Genomic DNA, 17,349 nt, shown 5'->3' on the forward strand with positions numbered 1-17,349 from the left:
CATGCTGTGCCGCCCGGCAGGGGTCTCTTCCCCTGTCAGGCGGCACATGCGTTGCGCGAGCGCGAGCGCGCGAGGCCGATGGCGCCGTCAGGCCGCGTTGGCCCCGGCGGGCTGCTTCTGACCGTGCGCGGGGGCGGTGCGGAGGGTGAGCAGTGACGCGATGGCGCCGACGGCGGCGAGGGCGGCCGCGCCGAGGAAGGCGGCGGAGAAGCCGTTGGTGAGTGCGTCGGGGTCGCCGATCTCACTCGCGCCGTACGCGGCGGACACGGCCGTCATGGCGGCCAGTCCGAGCGCGGAGCCGACCTGGTAGCTGGTGTTGACGATGCCGGAGGCCAGGCCGCCTTCCTCGGGGCGGGCGCTGGACAGCGCGGTGCCGAGGGAGGGGATGAACGCCAGCGACATGCCGGCCGCGGCGAGCAGGGAGGCTGGCAGGACATCGACCCAGAAGGTGCCGTCGGCGCGGGCGAAGGAAAGCCAGAGCATGCCGGCGGCGAGGGCCAGCAGGCCGGTGACGATCAGCGGCTTGGTTCCGAAGCGGGCCATCAGACGGGGTGCCAGCACGATCATCATGATCATGATGGCGACCGTCATGGGCAGCAGGGCCGCGCCGGAGGCGAACGCGCCCAGTCCCAGGACCTGCTGGAGGTAGAGGTTGAGGAAGAACCACATCGGGATCCACGCGGCGGCCATCAGCAGCTGCGCGATGTTCGCTCCGGCGAGGTTGGGGGCCCGCCAGATGCCCAGCCGCATCAGCGGCTCGCGGCGCTTGGACTGGATGGCGACGAACGCGGCGATCAGGGCCACGCCGGCCAGCAGCACGAGCCAGGTCTGCGCCGAGCCCCAGCCGGTTTCGGGGGCGCGGACGATGGCGTAGACGGCGGTGGCCAGTCCCAGGGTGACGGTGGCCGCTCCCGCGAGGTCGACGGAGCCTCGGCGGACCGGGGACGAGGGCATGACGGACGGGCTGAGGGCCAGCACGACCAGGGCGATCGGGATGTTGATGTAGAACACCCAGGGCCAGCTGGCGTACTCGGTGATGACGCCGCCGAGGAAGACTCCCGCGGTGCCTCCGGCCGGGGCCGCCGCGCCGTACAGGGCCAGCGCCTTGGTCAGCTCCTTGGGGCGGGAGCCGAAGAGCATCATCAGCAGGGTCAGGGCGGCCGGGGCGATCAGCGCGGCGCCGACGCCCTGCAGGGCACGGCCGGTCAGTTCGACCCAGACCTCGGACGCGAGACCGGCGACCAGGGATCCGCCGGCCATCACGACCCAGCCGGCGCTGAAGATCCGCTTGGCTCCGAACAGATCGGACAGCCGCCCGCCGAGCAGGAGCAGCCCGCCGAAGGCGATGACGTAGGCGTTGAAGACCCAGGACAACCCCTCCGGGGAGAAGCCCAGGTCAACCTGCATCTTGGGGAGAGCCACGCCAATGATGGACGTGTCCATGATGACCGTGAACTGGGCCAGGGCAATAAGAACAAGCGCCGTCCAGCGACGTGGACTGGGAGCGGCGGGTGGGGTTGACATAACTGTCTCCTATACCGGAGGGGGGTATCTTTCCTCGCGTCAGCAATATACCCCCCTCGGGTATTCCGTGCCCGCTCCCCCCACCTCGATCCCATCGGCGGCCCTTCCGGCCCACAGGGCGCCCAGCTCTCCGAGAACGCAAAAAACCCCAGGTGAACTGGGGTTTTTTACTGATGACCCGTCGACACACGCCAGGGATCCGCCGCAATATCGGGCGGGGCCGCCCGGGGTCGACGGCGGTACGGAGCACGACCCCGGGCGTCAGCGCGGGCAAGGAGCCATGGCCTCGCCCGTGACGATGGACTCCTCGGACCAGACGCCTCCCGCCGCCGGCGGACGCCGGACCGCACCCCCGGCAACTCCACCGGCCCGGCCGGGTGGCGGGCTCAGGCGGAAAGCGCGGCTTCGAGCATCCGCCGGACCACGGCGGTCAGCTCGGCCGCATCGGGCGGCGGGCGGGTCGCGGCCGGTGCGCCGGCGAGCCGGTCGTACAGCAGCCCGTCGGTCCAGGCGACGAACAGATCCGCCGCGGACGCCGGACGGGGAGCCCCGAGCGCCGCCAGCAGATCGGCGGCCCTGGCCCGGACGGCGAGGTCGGCGGCCTGGAGGTCGGCACGCAGCTCCGGCCGGCGGGTCGCTTCCAGGCTGAGTTCGAAGCGGGCGAGCTGGCGGTCGCGCGCCGCCGTCAGCCAGTGGTGCAGCAGTGCGGCCAGCCCTTCCGCGGCGGAATCCAGGTCCGGATGGCCGCGGTCCGCTTCCCAGCGGTCCGCGTCGGCGACCGAGAGTTCGGCCAGGCGGAGGTAGCAGGCGCCGATGAGAGCACCGCGGGTGCGGAAGTAGTACGACGTGCTGCCGGCCGGCAGCCCTGCGGCGGCGTCGACCGCGCGATGGGTCAGCCCGCGCAGCCCGGCGGTGGCCACGGTGCCGATGGCGGCGTCGGCGATCAGATTTCGGCGGTCGGAGATGGACATCCCCGCACTCTACAGATGTAGAGTGCGACCCATCGACCTCTACAGATGTAGAGACAGAGGGGTGGTCGACATGGGTGTTCGTCATGCCGTTGTGGCCGGAGGCGGAATCGGGGGCCTCACCGCCGCGGTGGCCCTGAACCGCCGGGGCTGGCGCGTCACCGTCTGCGAACGGGCCTCCGCGCTCACGGGCATCGGCGCGGGCATCGTGCTCGCCCCGAACGCGCTGCGCGCCCTGGACTCGATCGGCCTGGGCCCCGGCCTGCGGACCGGCGAAGCCCTGCCCGGCCTGCTCGGGCTGCGCACACCCGACGGCACTTGGCTCAGCCGGCCCGACAGCGGCGCACTGTCCGCCCGCCACGGAACAGCCGCGCGCGCCGTGCACCGCGGTTTCCTGATCGACACCCTCGCGGCCGCCCTGCCGCCCGATGCCCTGCGCCTCGGCGTATCGGTGACCGGCGTGGACGACTCCGGGGACAGCGTGTCCGTGCGTACGTCGGCGGGCGACCTGCGCGCCGATGTCGTACTGGCCGCCGACGGCATCCGCAGCACGCTCCGCGAACAGCTCTTCCCCGGCCACCACGGGCTGCGCCACGCCGGTGAGGCCGGCTGGCGCGCGGTGCTGCCCGGCGCGGGCCTACCCGCCCAGCAGGCCGCCGAGACCTGGGGACGAGGCGAGCGGTTCGGCATCGTGCCACTCGCCGACGGCCGTATCTACGCCTACGCCACCGCCGTTTCCGACCCCGGCACAAGGCCCGCCGACCACCACGCCGAACTGACCCGGCGCTTCGGCACCTGGCACGACCCCATACCCGCCCTGCTGGACCGGCTGAGCCGACGAGCCCCGGACCCGGTCGACATCCTCCACCACCATTTCCACGAACTGGCCGCGCCTCTGCCCCGGTTCCACACCCGCGGAGTGGCGCTGCTCGGCGACGCCGCCCACGCGATGACCCCCAACCTGGGCCAAGGCGGCTGCCAGGCCATCGAGGACGCCGTCGTCGCGGCACACCTCCTCGCCTCCACCGACGACACACCCGCCGCGCTCGCCGCCTACACCGAAGCCAGACACCGGCGAACCACCCGCATCAGCCGCCGCTCCCGACGCATCGGCCAACTCGCCCGACTCTCCCACCCTCTTGCCGCGTCCGTCCGCGACCTGGCCGTACGAGCCACGCCGCAGGCCCTGTCCCTGAGAGCCCTGGACACCGTCCTCGACTGGCAGCCGCCTTCCGCCCCCACCGACCTCAAGGAGCAACAGTGAACCCCTCGGACACATCCCGCCCCCTCCCCCGGGCGGACTCCGTCCGCCCCTTCACCGTCGGCGCCTACGGCTTCGTCCTCCTGGGCGTCGGCCACCTCGCCCTCTCCGCCGCTTCAGCACTCAGCGAATCCCCGCGACAGCGCGAAGCCGACCTCGCCATGCGAGAGCCCGCCTTCACCCTGCTGGGCCTGGAACGCACAGTCCTCGACCTCTTCAACGGCTTCAGCATCGCCATGGCCCTCTTCATCATCGCCACCGGCCTCCTCCTCCTCACCGCCATCCGCCACGCCCCCACCCTCATCCAGCACCGCACCGCCTTCGGCCGGCTCGCCCTCACGGTCTCCCTCGCCGCCCTGGCCGTATCCGTCCCCCTGCTGCCCCCTCCCCCGATCGTCATCCTCACCATCACCAGCTGCGCCTTCGCCCTGTCCCTGCGCAGGGCGGCCCCTGCGGCCCGACCGCGGCCGTGCGGGACAGCAGCTGCGTGGCGACACTGAAAGCATGAAAGACAGCACCGGCGCACAGGAGCCACCGGCACCGCGGCCGCCCGCCGCCGCCGTGGCACGGGCCGACTACACGGGTGCCGTGTACGGCTCGCTGCTCGCCGCGTCAGTGGTCGTCGGCACGGACCCGCAGGAGCCGTTCCCCCGGTTGCAGCTCGTACTGCTGCTGCTCGGCACCGGAGTGGTGTTCTGGGCCGCACACGTATTCGCCCGCCTGTTCGGGGAACGGATCGTGGAAGGAGCCCTGACCGGCAGAATCGTCCGGCAGGACTTCGTCGCCGAGTGGCCTATCGTCAAGGCCGCCGTCCCACCGGCCCTCGCCGTGGCACTCAGCCCACTGCTCGGGCTCGGCCCGGAAGGCACCCTGTGGCTGGCCCTCTGCGTCGCGATCGCCGGCCAGGTCGGCTGGGCGACTCTCGCCGCTCTCCGGGCCGGCGTCACAGGGCGGCTGGCACTGATGGCAGGGACAGCCAATCTGCTGATCGGCCTGCTGATCGTGCTGCTCAAGGTCACCCTGCACTGAAGGACCGCACGGCCCGTGGACCCTGCCGCCCGGCCAAACGGAGAAACAGGTGACCCCGACCCTCGGTACCGCGACGATCCGGGTAGAACTGTCCGACCCGTTCGACTCGCGCCGGAACCGCCCGCCCGGGACTACCGAGGACGGCGAGAAGATCATCCTCGACCAGGCCGAGCACTTCTTCGGCCTGTCATCGCTGCTCCGACCAGGAAATTTTCCGGATCGCTGGTCACGTGGCCGGTCACGCCATCGCCCTGAAATGCAAAAAACCCCAGATCAACTGGGGTTCCTGCTGGTGTCCGAGGGGGGACTTGAACTCTCCACTCGGGCACCAGCACTTTAAGCCTCTGAGCTGCGGAAACGCTGGTGACACGCCACCGAGTTGACAGTCTCTGTTGGTCATGTGTTGCCAGCGTTTCCGGCCGTTTCGGACCGCTGTTGGTCATGCGTTGGTCATGCGGCCCACTGGCCTCAGACCGGCCAGGACGCCTCCGGTTCGTCCAGCCAGGCGGCTTGGGCTTCCGCTGTCACGGTGAGCCCGAACCGCTCGTGGCCCGGCTTCCCCTCGCTCTCCCACCACCGGTAGGCGGCTTCGGCCTCGTCCCAGAGACGGCGGGGTCCGGACTGCCAGACGCGCGCCGTGTCGCCGTCCCGGAACATCACGCACGCCCATGAGCGATCGGTGAGCCCGTAGAGCCACACCGGCCGCGCTCCGTCCCGCTTCTCAGCGATCACGTGGTGGCAGTGCGGGACCCGGAGGCTGACGGCGAACCGCTGAGGGCTGAAGCGGTCCCCCAGGAACACGTCCTCCGTGAGGTCCGTGGATGATGCGTCCCGGTCTTCCGGGCCGCCCGTCACGTAGTCGCTGTGGACGACGGGAGAGAGCCGTTGCGCCCGGAGCTTCATGAACTCCACCGGCCCCGTGAAGGACCCTGACGCGCTGCCTCCGTCCTGTGCGACGGCGAGCCGGGCCACGGTGTCCCCGTTCCCGTAGTGCGTCCCCCAGGGGGCGACGATCAGCCCGCCTGGGCGGGCCTGTTCCACCCAGGCGAAGGGAATGTGGCGTACCCCGGCCGTCACGATGATCCGGTCGTACGGTGCGCCTTCCGCGTACCCCTCGTATCCGTCTCCGTGGATGACCCGTACGGCTGCGCCGAACCGCTTCAGGGATGCCCGAGCCTGTTCGGTGACCGCTCCGTCCACCTCCACGGTGACGACGTTGCCCGCACCGGTCCGGTGGGCGAGCAGGGCCGCGTTCCATCCGGTCCCGGTGCCGACTTCCAGCACCCGGTTCCCGGGGTGTACGTCCAGGTCGCGGAGCATCCGGAACACCACGCTCGGCATCGAGGCGGACGAGGTGGAGACCTGGCCGGGTTCCGTCCCGGTGTGCTTTCCGTCGTCCCACTGGGTGACGACGGGTACGTCCGCGTCCGCGTACCCGTACCAGGTGGCCGGATCGTCCGCCCGGGACACGGCGACGCTCGTTCCCGCGCCCATGTCGAAGGGCCACATCAGCTCAGGAAGGAACGCCGACCGGGGGACGGCCGCGAAGGAGGGGGCCCAGTCCGAGGGGAGGGCTCCGCCCGACATGAGGACACGCCCCAGCTCGGTGCGGCTGGGGCGGTCCTGGTGTGCGTTGGCAGTCACGGGGTGACTACCTCACTTCTTCGGGGGGTTGGGGACGCCAGGTCCGCCGTCCGGGGTGGGCGGGGCGGGCGGTCCAGGCCACGGCTCGCCCGGCAGGCCGTCGCCTCCGTCGCCACCGTCGTTACTGAAGGCGTTGCGGATCATGCCCTTCTCCTTCCGGTTGTCGTTCAGTCAACCCGCCCGACCGCCGACCGTCACGCAGTCAGTCGGGCGGGGTCTTGCCCGCCCCTGCCGGATTCCATCGAGCTTGGGGAAGCCTGATCGGTTGGTGTCCGGCAGGGGCGGAGTCTCGTCAGGGGCCATTCCAGGCGAGTGCGATCAACAGGCCCGCGCAGACTGCATAGGCGACGGCCATACCGACGGCCACGGCGTAAGGACGGAGCTTGTTCATCTCGCGCCCCTTCCCGACGCACGGCGGCCGTTATCCTCCCGGACGCGGGCCCGGAGCGCGGCCAGCACGGGACTTTCCACCCGGGGTTCGGCCTGCTCGCTGGGCGTGCGCTCCGGACAGTCGGGGTCGGAACACTCACACGGCGGGTACCTCAACGGGTTATCCATTGCCTCACCCCTCCCTGTCTGTGTATCGGCGGTGGGGATGCTGCCTGATGACGTCGTCGCAGTGGCGAACAGTTACGACGCTCCCCAGCACCCGCGCAGACTCACGTTGACGAGATGCCGCAGAGCAGATGCAGCACCCAACCATGGGAACCGGCTCAAGCTCCGGCACCCGAAGCACCAGAGCACTCACGGACCCGTCCTCGCCCATTACCAATCACCCCCTACGTCTCCGCGCTGTCTGACCACGCGTCAACTAACCCCATCGGCACCGATGATGCTGTCGCGCGTCTGGATTTCCAGACTGCACGGCGGGGCATTGCCATGCAAGACTTCATGGCAATGTCTCGGCATTAGGTAGTCGAACTGATGGTCTGTGGTTCGGGACGAGTGTTAGACCACTTTCATCGTGAGTGATGAGAGTCCGTCATACTGAGGCCAGAAGAAGGAGTGGAGATGACAGAGGGGCCGACAGGGTCAACAGTCCCGCGTCGACAACTGGGGCGTCACCTGAAGGAACTTCGCAACCGCGCCCGCCTGACCGTCCGCGCTGCGGCGGTGAAGCTGGAGTGGTCAGAAGCAAAGATGTGGCGGATCGAAACGGGGCAAACGCCCCTACGTGCCCTGGACGTCCAGGCGATGTGTGTCGTCTACGGTGCCGCTCCGGACCTGACCGAGGCTCTCATGGGCCTCGCCAAGGAGACCAAGGCCCGTGGCTGGTGGCACTCGTACGGCGACCTCATCCCGGAAGGGTTCGACGTATACGTCGGCCTGGAAGAGGCCGCCACAAGCCTGCACTCGTACGAATCTGAAGTAGTTCCGGGCCTGCTTCAGACCGACGGATATGCCCGTGAGATCACCAGGACTCACTATCCGGAGATGAACGAGGACGACCTTGACGGTCGCGTCCAGCTCCGTATCGAACGGCAGACACTCCTCACCCGCGTGACCGACCCACCCGAACTGCGCGTGGCCCTGGCGGAAACCGTGCTGCGCCGCCCCATCGGCGAGCGCGCTGTCATGGCCGCGCAACTCGCACACCTCGTGTACGTGTCCGAGCTGCCGAACATCGCCATCAGAATCGTGCCGTTCGCAGCCGGAGCGCACCTGGGCATCGTCAGTGGACCGTTCGTCATCCTGCGGTTCCCTGTGAACGGCGATGGGGTCGCGACGGAACCGCCAACGGTCTATGCGGACGGATACACAGGCGGCTTGTACCTGGACAAGCCGAAGGAAGTAGACCAGTACGAGGCTGCGTTCGCTGGAATCTGGGACGCAGCGCTTGACGAGCAGGCGTCACGACGCCTGATCTCCGAGGTGGCAGGGAGCTATAGGGAGCCATGAACAGGAAAGATCCCAACAGCACACAGTGGCTGAAGTCGACGTACAGCAATGGAAACGGCAACTGCGTTGAGGTATGCGTCGCCCCTCGCACAGTAGCCATGAGGGACAGCAAGGTGACTGACGGACCGGCCGTCACCATGGACCCTTCGGCCTGGTCGTCGTTCGTCGGCGCGGTCAAAGGTGGGGCGTTCCCCCAGGTGTAGGCCCCGAACCTATGAAACACAGAACGGCCCCGTCCGGGCGTGATCCGGTCGGGGCCGTTTGGTTGGTTAGAGGAGTGCGCGGAACGGGTTGCCGTCCGCAACCGGTGCGGGCCGCTTCCGGATCGGCGAGGGTGCCGGGGCCGGAGTGGGCGCGGGCCGGTAGGCGTCGATCTGGACGACGGTGGCGCGGTTCTCGTGACGCTCCGCGCTGGCCGGCCGCGACTCAACGTCATGGGAATGGTGGTCCCGGTTCTTGTCACGCTCCGCGCTGGCCGGCTGGGGTTCTGAGTGACGAGAACTGTTCTCGCTCAAGGTGAAGACGGTGGCGGGTCGGCCGCTCTTTCCGTTCCGTTCCACGGTGACCGTGATTCCGGGTAGTGCCCGGACGTCGTGGGCGGTCGCTCCCACATAGGGGAGAACCTGGGAAGAGGTGGCCCGGCCGCCGTGGAGTTCGATCCGGGCTCGTACCTTGTCGGCCAGGCTGGGCGGCTGACGCTTCACCTTCGGGGCCGTGGCTCCCTTGGTGATCCGTACGGCGTCCTGGACGGAACGGCGAACGAGGGAGAATGCGGCCGACAGCATCCGATCCGTGATGATCTCCGAGCACTCGGAGGCTGCGAGGCACGCGGCCGTGCGAAGGGTCTGTTCCGCCGTCCGCTCGATGAACACGGCCTGCCCTTCCGGCAGGGTCTCCCCCAGGATGCGGGCGTAGCGGCGGATGATCCGCCACAGGGGCCGGGCGTCGTCCGAGAGTGTGATCACCCGGGGCCGTGCGGTGGCCCACGCGTACGCGTCGGACAGTTCCCGTCCGTCCACGGTCGGCAGGCTGATTCGGTCGTCATCGAGCATCGGCACCGATCCGAGAAGGAACGGGAGGATGCGGTTGTACGACCCTCCGGCCGCTTCCGATTCGCCGACGTACCGTGCCCAGTCGGACGGGGTGATGTGGGAGTGAAGGACCATGGCGGGATCGCGGACCTCTTGCGGCCCCTCTTTGGTGGTGTTGCGGAGCGTCGCCCCGTCCCACGCGGCCCGGAGCTTGGTCGTGAACGACGGGTCACGCTTGACCCGCTTCAAGACCTCCGTCCACTCCTCTTCGACCACCAGGGCCCGGACGTCCCGCCCCTGTTCGGTCTCTTCCGTCGCTTCCTGCCGCTCGAACAGGGCGTTCACCAGAGCCGCGCCGGACGTGATCCCCGATGTGGTGTGCGTGGCGACGAACCGGCCAAGGGACCTGTCCAGGATCTGAAGCGCGGCCCGGAGAGCGGTCCCCTTACCCCGTCCCGTACCGGCTACCAGCGCAGACCACAGGAGAACCGGGCGAGCGTTGCCACGGGAAGAGACCTTGACGGTTCCGCCGATGGCGGCGGACCACATCGACAGAGCGGCCACGTACACCCCCAATGCGTCGGTCTCCAGAAACGGTGTGACCTTGCGGACCGCACGGCCGATCGGACCGTAAAGAACGGGGGTGTTCATGCTGCCTCTATCTCAGGGAAGGTTAGTTGGGTGGCCTGTGGCCGGGGGTGCCGGGCGCGCTCCGCGCCCGGCACGGTGGGAGCGGCGCTCAGGCCGCTGCCGCTTTTCCCTCCGGGGCATCCCGGTGAGCCATCTCGTACGCGTGTCGCACGTGCATCGGGATACGGCCCTGGGTGGGAACGGTGAAGCCCTGGCCACGCGCCCATGAACGGATCAGCCGGTTGCGCTCCCGGTCGCTCATCCCCGACCGGTCCGTCTTGGCAGGCTCCGGGAGCGGGTCACCACCCACCAGTTCACCGGCCCGCACCGCGTCACGGAACCGTCCCGGGGTCCGCGCGTCCATGCACGGGATGCCGCGCTCGGACGCGTCCCGCAGCTTGGTCCCGTTGCGCTCGCCACCCTCCCCAAGGATGAGTAGGACGGTGGAGTCGTCAGCACGGCCGACCACTTCATAGCCGAGGTTCCGCACGGCTTCACGGGCCGTGTCCCAGTCGTATCCCGGCACCTCACCGGCCAGCATCACAGACGGCACGGAGTCAGGGGCCGACACGTCTTCGCTCTCCGGCTCCGGCTCCGGCTCCGGCTCCGGCTCCGGCTCCGGCTCCGGCTGGGCAACGATCACCAGGGGCTCATCAGTCGACTCGCCGGTATCCGGGAGACCGGAGCCCAGAGCATCCACCAGGTACCGGCCGAAGGTGGCGTGATGCTCCGTACAGAGATCCCACGTGCGCTCTGCCAGAGCGAGAGTGGTGGTTGCCTCTTCCTCGGACCCGTCACGCGCTATGTGAGCATCACAGTAGGTGTGCTCTACAGGAACGAGAACGGTCTTGCGCATAGCCGGAAATCCTTTGGTGAGAACAGGTACGAAGTTTCAGCGAGCGGGCCGGAGCGTTTCGCTCTGACGGCCCCCGCATTCGGTGATGCGGAACTGATCAACATCCTGCCCCACGACAACTCAATTCTTATCACGAACAGATCACGGATGCATTAATGTGCGATAAAGAGAGTGGGGGTAATGGGAGCTTAGATTGGGATAGGGACCACCGGGGGTGCCTTTCTCGAACCAGGTACGGGTATCAAACTATTGCCACTTACTCAATTATCGGAGACATTCCCCCAGTGGAAGTGCGGTCAATACGGGAAGCGGGGCCGTTTTAGGCTATTTGATGCCGAAATGATTGCGGAAATCGTCACTCTTTCAGCGAGGCCCGTAAGGGAATTGGAGAATTACACCTACCGGGTTCCGGGCAAACAAAAATGGGCCCCCACCAATCGGTGGGGGCCCATAGGGAATCCGGGATCAGGCGGCCAGTGACCAGTCCACGGAAGCCTTCACAATGCCCTTGGTGGGCTTGGACTCATCAAAGGTATTGTCGGTCTTCTTCGTGTCCATTTCCGGGTAGCGGACGATCTTCCCGCCGTAAAGGTGAAGGGTGTCGATGTAGTCCGCCCGGTACTTCTCCGACTGACCCTCGCGGAAGCCGGTGAACTGACTCGCGTATGTGCTGAAGTCCTTGTGACCGGCCACGATGTCCACGCCGGTCGGCATGGCCGTGGTAGTGAGGATCGTGAACCCCGCGAGACGGGCAACGACACCATTTGCGGTCACGCCGCCTTCACCGTAGGCGGAGGCATTGGCAACGGCCGGATGCTCCACAAGATGACGCTTCACACGGGGCGAGACGACCACGTAGCGGCCTGCCGGAACGTCGGCGTCATCCAGAGCCAGCATCATGTCCAGAATCGCGCCATAGAGCGCCTGGGGCGCGTTCTGGGCCGTCGCCTTGACCACCGGGAGAGCGGTAGCGCCATTGGTGATGACATCGCCCATGAAGGTGTCGGCCTCACGGGCAAGGGAGCGAATCATCTGCTGATTGATCGGCGAATTCAGGTTCTTCGCCGTGAGCTGCACCCGCTCCGCGTCCTCAATCAGGACCTGAAGAAACTTCGCCTCCGTGATGACCAGCTTCTGATCAACCGTCTCAGGACGCTGGGCCGTCATCCCGTCAGGGAGCTTGTAATCCCCGACAGTCGGCCGCAGAAGGCTGTTGATGTGGGCCACATCACCCTTCTGCCGAATGTCCCCCTCGTACTTGTAGTTCGAGACGATGGGAGACGCCCATACCAGCAGAGGATCAAAGGCCGTGAGGAGTTCGGCATCCCACACTTCCGGAACGAAGGTGGTAGTGCCGGGGGACTGATACGAAAGGGCCATACGGGTACTCCAGTTCAGCGGTTGCGAACATCAAGGGAAATGGTGGGCAGCGCGGGGCCTCGCTGGCGTGCGTAGTGGCCCGCGCCCTTGAGCTGGGTGAACTCAGGCTCCTTCGGTACCGCCCAGGGGGCCAGGGCCTTGCCGATGGCCTCAACCGATGGGGAACCGTCCTCACCGAGAAGCTTCGAAGAATCAAGGAAATCGGTGAAACCGTCCGGAAGGGTGATTCCATCCTTGGCGGCCCGGGTCCTGAGTTCAGCCGCGGCCAGCTTGGCGGCGTACTCCCGCTGGACCTCGGCCCGGACGGAAGCGGTCGGGTCGGCCGGCGGCACATCCGGGAATGGGGAATCGCTCTGGTCGTCGCTCATGGCGACACCTCCTCAAGATCTAATCAACTGCTCACAGATTGCGGTTCTCGTCTGCCGTGCAGGCAGCAACCGCCTCGGCCGTCCTGCGCCCCGGAGAGCCGTCGTCCCGGACCAGTACCAAGAGCGAGGTACGCAAGTGCCGGGCAGCGAGGACGAGCGTTGTAAGGCTCGGACTGGTGGCGCCGGACTCCCACCGGTGAACGGTGGACGGTGCTACGCCCATGGCCTGCGCCAGATCCTCAACCGACAGGGCCAGGGCGATACGACGGGCAGCGAAAGCGTGTCGGTCGAACATGAAAACTCCACTCAGTTCCATGCAGAAATGCATGATCGTGGACATGGAAGAACCCCGACCCACGTAAGGGCCGGGGGTTCTGACTGCCACCTCTTGAGAGAACTATCTAAGTAACCCTCTCATCATGTATGTAGATGTAATCTCAGGCATTCAGTGACACCTCTGCATGAAGATGAGTATCAGATCACTTCAGGCCGCCCCAAAAAGCGGCCATGAAGGAATCAAGAGGTCAGGTGCAGAGGGAAGGGCCGAGGCTCCTGCACCCGCCCCGGCCACATTCCCTCTATTTAAGAAAGCCCGTACCTTTCCACCTTGCAATCAAGCCGCCGAGGCCGCCGATCCGTTAACGGTGCCCTCACGCACTCTGCGGGCCCACGAGGACGACGGGAACGGTTCCCCTCCCCGGGCGACGTTGTCGCACTCCAACTCCCATTCCCGTGCCCGCTCCGGCGTGGAGAACATCCACTCGCCATGACGACCGTCCCAGGGGACGTTGTGGCCGTGCGTAGCGCACTTCTCCCGGTCTCTGGTGGGAGCATCCATGGAGGCCACCGACGACGGCACCAGCAGGCACCGGGCCGAAGCGGACGGGGCCAGGAGACCGGCCTTGACGAGGTTCCCCCGAACCTGTCGGTAACGCCCGTCGCTGTACGGCTCCCCCTTCTCGTTCATGAGGATCAGTTCCAGTTCACCCGACCTCAAAGGGGCGTGCCCTCCCCTCTGCATCCGGTCCAGCGCAAGCAGCCACATGCGGGTTTCCAGATGCAGCCGCGCACTACCGATTACGGGGTTCGAGTTCTCCGGCCGGTAGACCTTGGCGAATCGGTAGCTCAAGCCGATTCCTGCCCGTCCAGCCACCTGTCCAGATCGGCAGGGCGGCAGCGAAGTGACTGCCCCAGCTTCCGGAACGGAATCTGTTCGGCCTTCCAGTTCCCGTACACCCATGATCGGGGCTTGTTCAGATATTCGGCCACGTCGTCAACAGTCATCAGCTTTGCGCGCACAAGATCCCTCTGCTGGCCGGTGGGCGACTATTTCGCCCTGCTGCCATCCGGCTCACTCCCAGAATGCCCGTACCGAACAAGTTGCGCCACGTTCGGATTGGTGGCAATCGTCACAGACTCCGAACTTGACGCTGCGCGTTCGGATTCTGTTAGTCTCGATCTTGTGAACACGCCAACACCACACGAGACAAGCCATGAGTGGCATAGCGACGGAGACGAGTTGGTCTGGCACCGCGCCTACGGCCCCTGGCTCGTCACGGCGCGCTGTCCTGTCGCTGCCCCGTTCAGCGGTCCCTCTGAGCTGACTGTCCGCCTCGCGCTAGGGGGAAGCGACGAGAACATTGATCAGGGCATGAGCGAGGCGCTGGAAACGGACGGCATCCCGGCCAACCTTCTCCGCCAGATCCCGATGGCAGAGATCAAGGCAGGGGCCCGCGCCGCGCTGGCCGGGCAAGAGGACAGGGTGATGCGCGGACCCTACCCGGTGCCCTCACGCTGTCGTTCAGACGAGGACTACACGCTTCTCGTGGCCGAGCTGGCCCGGATGCGCTCCAAGGGCACCACCGCCCCCCAAGGGGAGCTGGCCGGCCGTTTGGGCATCGGCAAGGCCACGATGTCCGAGCGCATCAAACGATCTAAGGAACTCGGCCTGTGGGACGGGCAGAGGCTCACCGGCAAGGCGTCGGCGATCCTCGCTCACTGGCAGCGTGAGCAGGAAGGCAACTGACCCACGTGGCCAAGAAAGGCAACGGGCTCGGCGGGACTCCGGAAGAGATCTCCCGCAAAGGCAGACCCAACACTTGGGGCGTTCGTACGCCCCTCCACTTCAGCAAGGCAACCGGGAAGAAAGAGCGCTACTGGATAGGCCGCGAGTACAGGACCAAGACGGAGGCGGAAAAGGCGCTCCGTCAGTGGCACAGCGACCATGAGGCGGGCAAGGTCGCGGCCCGCTCGGATATGAAGCTGGGTGACTGGCTCGACAAGTGGCACACCAACCTCAGAAAGGAGGGGACGACCGTGGCCGGGTACGAAACGAAGATCCGTCTGCACATCAAGCCGCACATCGGCGGCATCAAGCTGTCCGAGGTCACCGACGACACGCTGAACGATCTGTACCGGCTGCTGGAGACGGCCCCCTGCCCCACGAACAAGGGAAAGCCCCTGGGGGCGAAGAGTGTGCGGCACGTGCACAACATCCTCTCCGGGGCTCTCGGCGCGGCCGTGCCGAAGCTGATCCCGTCCAACCCGGCCGCCGCAGCCAACCCGCCCACCGGGCGCGAGATACGGGCACAGGAACGCGACTTCCCCACCCTGGACGACGGCCAGACGGCCCGCTTCCTGGGCACCGTGTGGGAGCCCTGCGGCAACCGGGCCTGTGACGGCGGACTGACGCACCACTGCCTCCGCGACGCCCCCCTGTGGACCGTCTACGCCGCAACCGGCGTCCGGCGCAGTGAGGCACTGGGCATGAAATGGTCTCTGATCCACTGGGACGAGGGCTCCATCGAACTGGGCTGGGTCGTGGTCGAGGAGGGCAACGACTACCGGCTGCGGAAGCTCACCAAGGACGGCGACGCCAACGCCCGGATCTACGTGGACCAGGCCGTCATGAACGTTCTCAAGCGCCAGAAGGAGCGCCAGGACGCCGAACGGGAACAGCTCGGCCCCGCGTGGGTCGATCATGACCTCGTGTTCGCCCGGGACGGCTTCAAGCTGTACCGGGGCGAGGCGGGCGGACCCCAGGACCCTGAGAAGGTCTCGGCCCGCTGGCGCACCCTGCGGAACCGGCTGCGCCTGCCAGACGACTTCCGGATTCACGACTGGAGGCACAGCAAGGTCACGAACGATCTGGAGGCCGGGGAGAACCCCGTAGAGGTCTCCGCCAACGTTCGGCACCACTCGCCCGGCTACACCATGACCCGGTACGGCCACTCACGTAAGGACGGAGCGCGCCGCCTGGCTGCCTCCGGCGCGGGCCGACTCGGCCTCTCATCCCTGGTCTGATCAGGAAACTTTCTGGGCCGTTGGTCATGTGGTTGGTCACGCCACTGCCCGGAAAAGCAAAAAACCCCAGATCAACTGGGGTCTTAGCTGGTGTCCGAGGGGGGACTTGAACCCCCACGCCCGATAAAGGGCACTAGCACCTCAAGCTAGCGCGTCTGCCATTCCGCCACCCGGACCAGGTGACCGCCCCGGTTTCCCGTGGCGACAGGGAAAACAATACCAGGAGTTTCACCCTCACCTCCCCTGGCCTGCGCTTACGCGGGCTGGAGCCCTGACAGGGCACCGTGGGTGACCGGCGGCCGGGGCGAGCCCCGGGGGCTCGCGATGGCGGCGGCGGGAGTGTCGGGGCGGGGCTCGGGGAAGGGAGCCGGTCCCGGTGGGGCGGTCAGCAGTCGTGTTCGCGGAGTGAGCGCAGGTGGGCGCTGGATTTGCGGGCGAAGGAGAGGGAGTCGGCCGGGTTGTCGTGCTCCGCCTGCCAGTGGTGATCACGGCGGCCGCCGGGAGTTCTGTTCACGGCGGAGATGAAGGCCTGGTAGTCGATGTCCCCGTCCCCGACGTCTGTCATCCGGTAGCCGTCGCGGACGGTCTCGTCCCGGTCGCCGTCCTTGACGTGGAAGAGGGGATAGCGGTCCGGGCGGCGAAGGACGTAGCGGAGCGGGTCGAAGGGGGCGGGAGTGCCGTCCGGGCGTTCGCTGAATCGGTGCCGCGCCACATGGGCCCAGTAGATGTCCATCTCCAGGAAGACAAGATCGGGATCGGTCTCGGCGAGCAGAACGTCGTAGAGGCGCACCTGCGGCTTGTCCGTGGCGAAGGAGAACTCTTCCGCGTGGTTGTGCTGGTAGAACTTGATGCCGCGCAGGCGGGCGGCGGCTCCGTAGGTGTTGAAGTCCTCGGCCGCGCGTTTCCACGCGTCGACCGTGGTGCCGTACCGGAAGGGCGAGGAAGCCGTCCCGATGTGCGGGAGGCCGAGGGTCTGGGCGTCGTCGAGGACTCTGTCCAGGTTCTGGGCGAAGGTGTAGGCGTTCGGGTTGGCGGAGTGGTAGCCGACATGGCTGCCGATCGGGTTGAGGCCGTGGTCGCGGGTGAGGTCCTTCAGACGGGCGAGGGTGAGCGGGCCGGCGGAGCCCTGTTGGTAGCCGGCGAACTCGATCTCGTCGTAGCCGTTCCGTTCCAGCTCGGCGAAGACGGCCGCGAAACCGAGGGTGGTCACCTTGTCGCGCAGTGAGTAGAGCTGTATTCCGAGGCGGCCCCGGGGCAGTACGGGGCGACCCCTCCCCCGCTCCCCGTCCTTGCCGCCGGGGGACGCGGAGGCGGGCGGAGCGGCGGGGCCGAGCAGGGCGGCGGCGGTAGTACCCGCTGCCACGCCGAGCATGCCTCGCCGGCTCAATCTGTGGATGAGTTCGGGGTCGCCGTCCTTGCCGAAGCGGCTCACTGTGGATAACTCCTCGTGGTCGGC

The 17,349-nt window shown here is 67.4% G+C and carries 19 protein-coding genes and 1 tRNA gene; 8 read left to right on the forward strand and 12 right to left on the reverse strand.

Annotated features, from left to right (window positions below):
- Positions 1-87: 87 nt before the first annotated feature.
- Both ABD371_RS09055 and ABD371_RS09060 read right to left on the reverse strand, forming a co-directional pair.
- A complete protein-coding gene (locus ABD371_RS09055) occupies positions 88-1,524 on the reverse strand; it encodes an MFS transporter (RefSeq protein ID WP_344474674.1) in 1,437 nt (478 codons plus the stop codon).
- Positions 1,525-1,910: 386 nt separating this feature from the next.
- The gene (locus ABD371_RS09060; RefSeq protein WP_344474676.1) at positions 1,911-2,495 is read right to left on the reverse strand and encodes a TetR/AcrR family transcriptional regulator; all 585 of its coding nucleotides are present in this window, start codon (positions 2,493-2,495) and stop codon (positions 1,911-1,913) included.
- Between the two features lie 70 nt (positions 2,496-2,565).
- On the opposite strand from ABD371_RS09060, the gene ABD371_RS09065 reads away from it, so the two are divergent.
- The 4 genes from ABD371_RS09065 to ABD371_RS09080 are packed head-to-tail and all read left to right on the forward strand — an operon-like array spanning position 2,566 to position 5,122.
- Positions 2,566-3,756: an FAD-dependent monooxygenase gene (locus tag ABD371_RS09065; protein WP_344474678.1), complete on the forward strand. Its 1,191-nt coding sequence runs from the start codon at positions 2,566-2,568 to the stop codon at positions 3,754-3,756.
- The gene (locus ABD371_RS09070; RefSeq protein WP_344474680.1) at positions 3,753-4,253 is read left to right on the forward strand and encodes an LIC_13387 family protein; all 501 of its coding nucleotides are present in this window, start codon (positions 3,753-3,755) and stop codon (positions 4,251-4,253) included. The genes ABD371_RS09065 and ABD371_RS09070 overlap by 4 nt, the downstream gene beginning before the upstream one ends.
- Positions 4,254-4,257: 4 nt before the next feature.
- Positions 4,258-4,782 (forward strand): hypothetical protein, encoded by a 525-nt coding sequence (locus tag ABD371_RS09075; protein WP_344474682.1) that lies wholly within the window; start codon positions 4,258-4,260, stop codon positions 4,780-4,782.
- Positions 4,783-4,831: 49 nt separating this feature from the next.
- Positions 4,832-5,122 carry a hypothetical protein gene (locus tag ABD371_RS09080; protein WP_344474684.1) on the forward strand — a complete coding sequence of 97 codons (291 nt, stop codon included), beginning with the start codon at positions 4,832-4,834 and terminating at the stop codon, positions 5,120-5,122.
- 128 nt (positions 5,123-5,250) lie between these two features.
- On the opposite strand, the gene ABD371_RS09085 is transcribed toward ABD371_RS09080, so the two are convergent.
- Positions 5,251-6,426 (reverse strand): methyltransferase domain-containing protein, encoded by a 1,176-nt coding sequence (locus ABD371_RS09085; RefSeq protein WP_344474686.1) that lies wholly within the window; start codon positions 6,424-6,426, stop codon positions 5,251-5,253.
- Positions 6,427-7,437: 1,011 nt separating this feature from the next.
- On the opposite strand from ABD371_RS09085, the gene ABD371_RS09090 reads away from it, so the two are divergent.
- Entirely contained in the window at positions 7,438-8,325 is an 888-nt protein-coding gene (locus tag ABD371_RS09090; RefSeq protein WP_344474688.1) for a helix-turn-helix domain-containing protein, read from the forward strand.
- Positions 8,322-8,528 carry a DUF397 domain-containing protein gene (locus tag ABD371_RS09095; protein WP_344474690.1) on the forward strand — a complete coding sequence of 69 codons (207 nt, stop codon included), beginning with the start codon at positions 8,322-8,324 and terminating at the stop codon, positions 8,526-8,528. Before ABD371_RS09090 ends, ABD371_RS09095 begins: the two co-directional genes overlap by 4 nt.
- Positions 8,529-8,594: 66 nt before the next feature.
- Here ABD371_RS09095 and ABD371_RS09100 read toward each other — a convergent pair whose 3' ends face one another.
- From ABD371_RS09100 to ABD371_RS09130, 7 genes are all read right to left on the reverse strand, one after another.
- Entirely contained in the window at positions 8,595-9,701 is a 1,107-nt protein-coding gene (locus ABD371_RS09100; RefSeq protein WP_344474692.1) for a DUF3987 domain-containing protein, read from the reverse strand.
- Between the two features lie 394 nt (positions 9,702-10,095).
- A complete protein-coding gene (locus tag ABD371_RS09105) occupies positions 10,096-10,842 on the reverse strand; it encodes an Lsr2 family DNA-binding protein (protein ID WP_344474694.1) in 747 nt (248 codons plus the stop codon).
- A gap of 465 nt (positions 10,843-11,307) precedes the next feature.
- On the reverse strand, positions 11,308-12,222 hold the full coding sequence (locus ABD371_RS09110) for a phage major capsid protein (RefSeq protein ID WP_344474696.1): 915 nt from the start codon (positions 12,220-12,222) through the stop codon (positions 11,308-11,310).
- Positions 12,223-12,236: 14 nt separating this feature from the next.
- Positions 12,237-12,590 carry a hypothetical protein gene (locus tag ABD371_RS09115; protein ID WP_344474698.1) on the reverse strand — a complete coding sequence of 118 codons (354 nt, stop codon included), beginning with the start codon at positions 12,588-12,590 and terminating at the stop codon, positions 12,237-12,239.
- Between the two features lie 31 nt (positions 12,591-12,621).
- Positions 12,622-12,930 carry a helix-turn-helix domain-containing protein gene (locus ABD371_RS09120; RefSeq protein ID WP_344474700.1) on the reverse strand — a complete coding sequence of 103 codons (309 nt, stop codon included), beginning with the start codon at positions 12,928-12,930 and terminating at the stop codon, positions 12,622-12,624.
- 273 nt (positions 12,931-13,203) lie between these two features.
- Positions 13,204-13,719 (reverse strand): hypothetical protein, encoded by a 516-nt coding sequence (locus ABD371_RS09125; RefSeq protein WP_344474702.1) that lies wholly within the window; start codon positions 13,717-13,719, stop codon positions 13,204-13,206.
- Positions 13,716-13,874 (reverse strand): helix-turn-helix domain-containing protein, encoded by a 159-nt coding sequence (locus ABD371_RS09130; RefSeq protein ID WP_344475000.1) that lies wholly within the window; start codon positions 13,872-13,874, stop codon positions 13,716-13,718. Before ABD371_RS09130 ends, ABD371_RS09125 begins: the two co-directional genes overlap by 4 nt.
- Before the next feature lie 367 nt (positions 13,875-14,241).
- On the opposite strand from ABD371_RS09130, the gene ABD371_RS09135 reads away from it, so the two are divergent.
- Entirely contained in the window at positions 14,242-14,616 is a 375-nt protein-coding gene (locus ABD371_RS09135; RefSeq protein WP_344474704.1) for a hypothetical protein, read from the forward strand.
- A gap of 5 nt (positions 14,617-14,621) precedes the next feature.
- A complete protein-coding gene (locus ABD371_RS09140; RefSeq protein WP_344474706.1) occupies positions 14,622-15,893 on the forward strand; it encodes a tyrosine-type recombinase/integrase in 1,272 nt (423 codons plus the stop codon).
- Between the two features lie 88 nt (positions 15,894-15,981).
- On the opposite strand, the gene ABD371_RS09145 is transcribed toward ABD371_RS09140, so the two are convergent.
- Together ABD371_RS09145 and ABD371_RS09150 are read right to left on the reverse strand one after the other, a co-directional pair.
- A tRNA-Leu gene (locus ABD371_RS09145) sits at positions 15,982-16,069 on the reverse strand.
- Between the two features lie 209 nt (positions 16,070-16,278).
- Positions 16,279-17,265, reverse strand: coding sequence for a sugar phosphate isomerase/epimerase family protein (locus tag ABD371_RS09150; protein WP_381734825.1), 987 nt, complete (start codon positions 17,263-17,265; stop codon positions 16,279-16,281).
- Between the last annotated feature and the right edge of the window lie 84 nt (positions 17,266-17,349).

The organism is Streptomyces amakusaensis (genome assembly GCF_039532665.1).
Lineage (GTDB): Bacteria > Actinomycetota > Actinomycetes > Streptomycetales > Streptomycetaceae > Streptomyces > Streptomyces amakusaensis.

Coding starts and splice junctions, on each gene's coding strand:
- ABD371_RS09055 (WP_344474674.1), bottom strand. CDS start 1,524: ATGTCAACCCCACCCGCCGCTCCCAGTCCACGTCGCTGGACGGCGCTT.
- ABD371_RS09060 (WP_344474676.1), bottom strand. CDS start 2,495: ATGTCCATCTCCGACCGCCGAAATCTGATCGCCGACGCCGCCATCGGC.
- ABD371_RS09065 (WP_344474678.1), top strand. CDS start 2,566: ATGGGTGTTCGTCATGCCGTTGTGGCCGGAGGCGGAATCGGGGGCCTC.
- ABD371_RS09075 (WP_344474682.1), top strand. CDS start 4,258: ATGAAAGACAGCACCGGCGCACAGGAGCCACCGGCACCGCGGCCGCCC.
- ABD371_RS09090 (WP_344474688.1), top strand. CDS start 7,438: ATGACAGAGGGGCCGACAGGGTCAACAGTCCCGCGTCGACAACTGGGG.
- ABD371_RS09095 (WP_344474690.1), top strand. CDS start 8,322: ATGAACAGGAAAGATCCCAACAGCACACAGTGGCTGAAGTCGACGTAC.
- ABD371_RS09105 (WP_344474694.1), bottom strand. CDS start 10,842: ATGCGCAAGACCGTTCTCGTTCCTGTAGAGCACACCTACTGTGATGCT.
- ABD371_RS09110 (WP_344474696.1), bottom strand. CDS start 12,222: ATGGCCCTTTCGTATCAGTCCCCCGGCACTACCACCTTCGTTCCGGAA.
- ABD371_RS09115 (WP_344474698.1), bottom strand. CDS start 12,590: ATGAGCGACGACCAGAGCGATTCCCCATTCCCGGATGTGCCGCCGGCC.
- ABD371_RS09120 (WP_344474700.1), bottom strand. CDS start 12,930: ATGTCCACGATCATGCATTTCTGCATGGAACTGAGTGGAGTTTTCATG.
- ABD371_RS09130 (WP_344475000.1), bottom strand. CDS start 13,874: ATGACTGTTGACGACGTGGCCGAATATCTGAACAAGCCCCGATCATGG.
- ABD371_RS09135 (WP_344474704.1), top strand. CDS start 14,242: ATGAGCGAGGCGCTGGAAACGGACGGCATCCCGGCCAACCTTCTCCGC.
- ABD371_RS09150 (WP_381734825.1), bottom strand. CDS start 17,265: ATGCTCGGCGTGGCAGCGGGTACTACCGCCGCCGCCCTGCTCGGCCCC.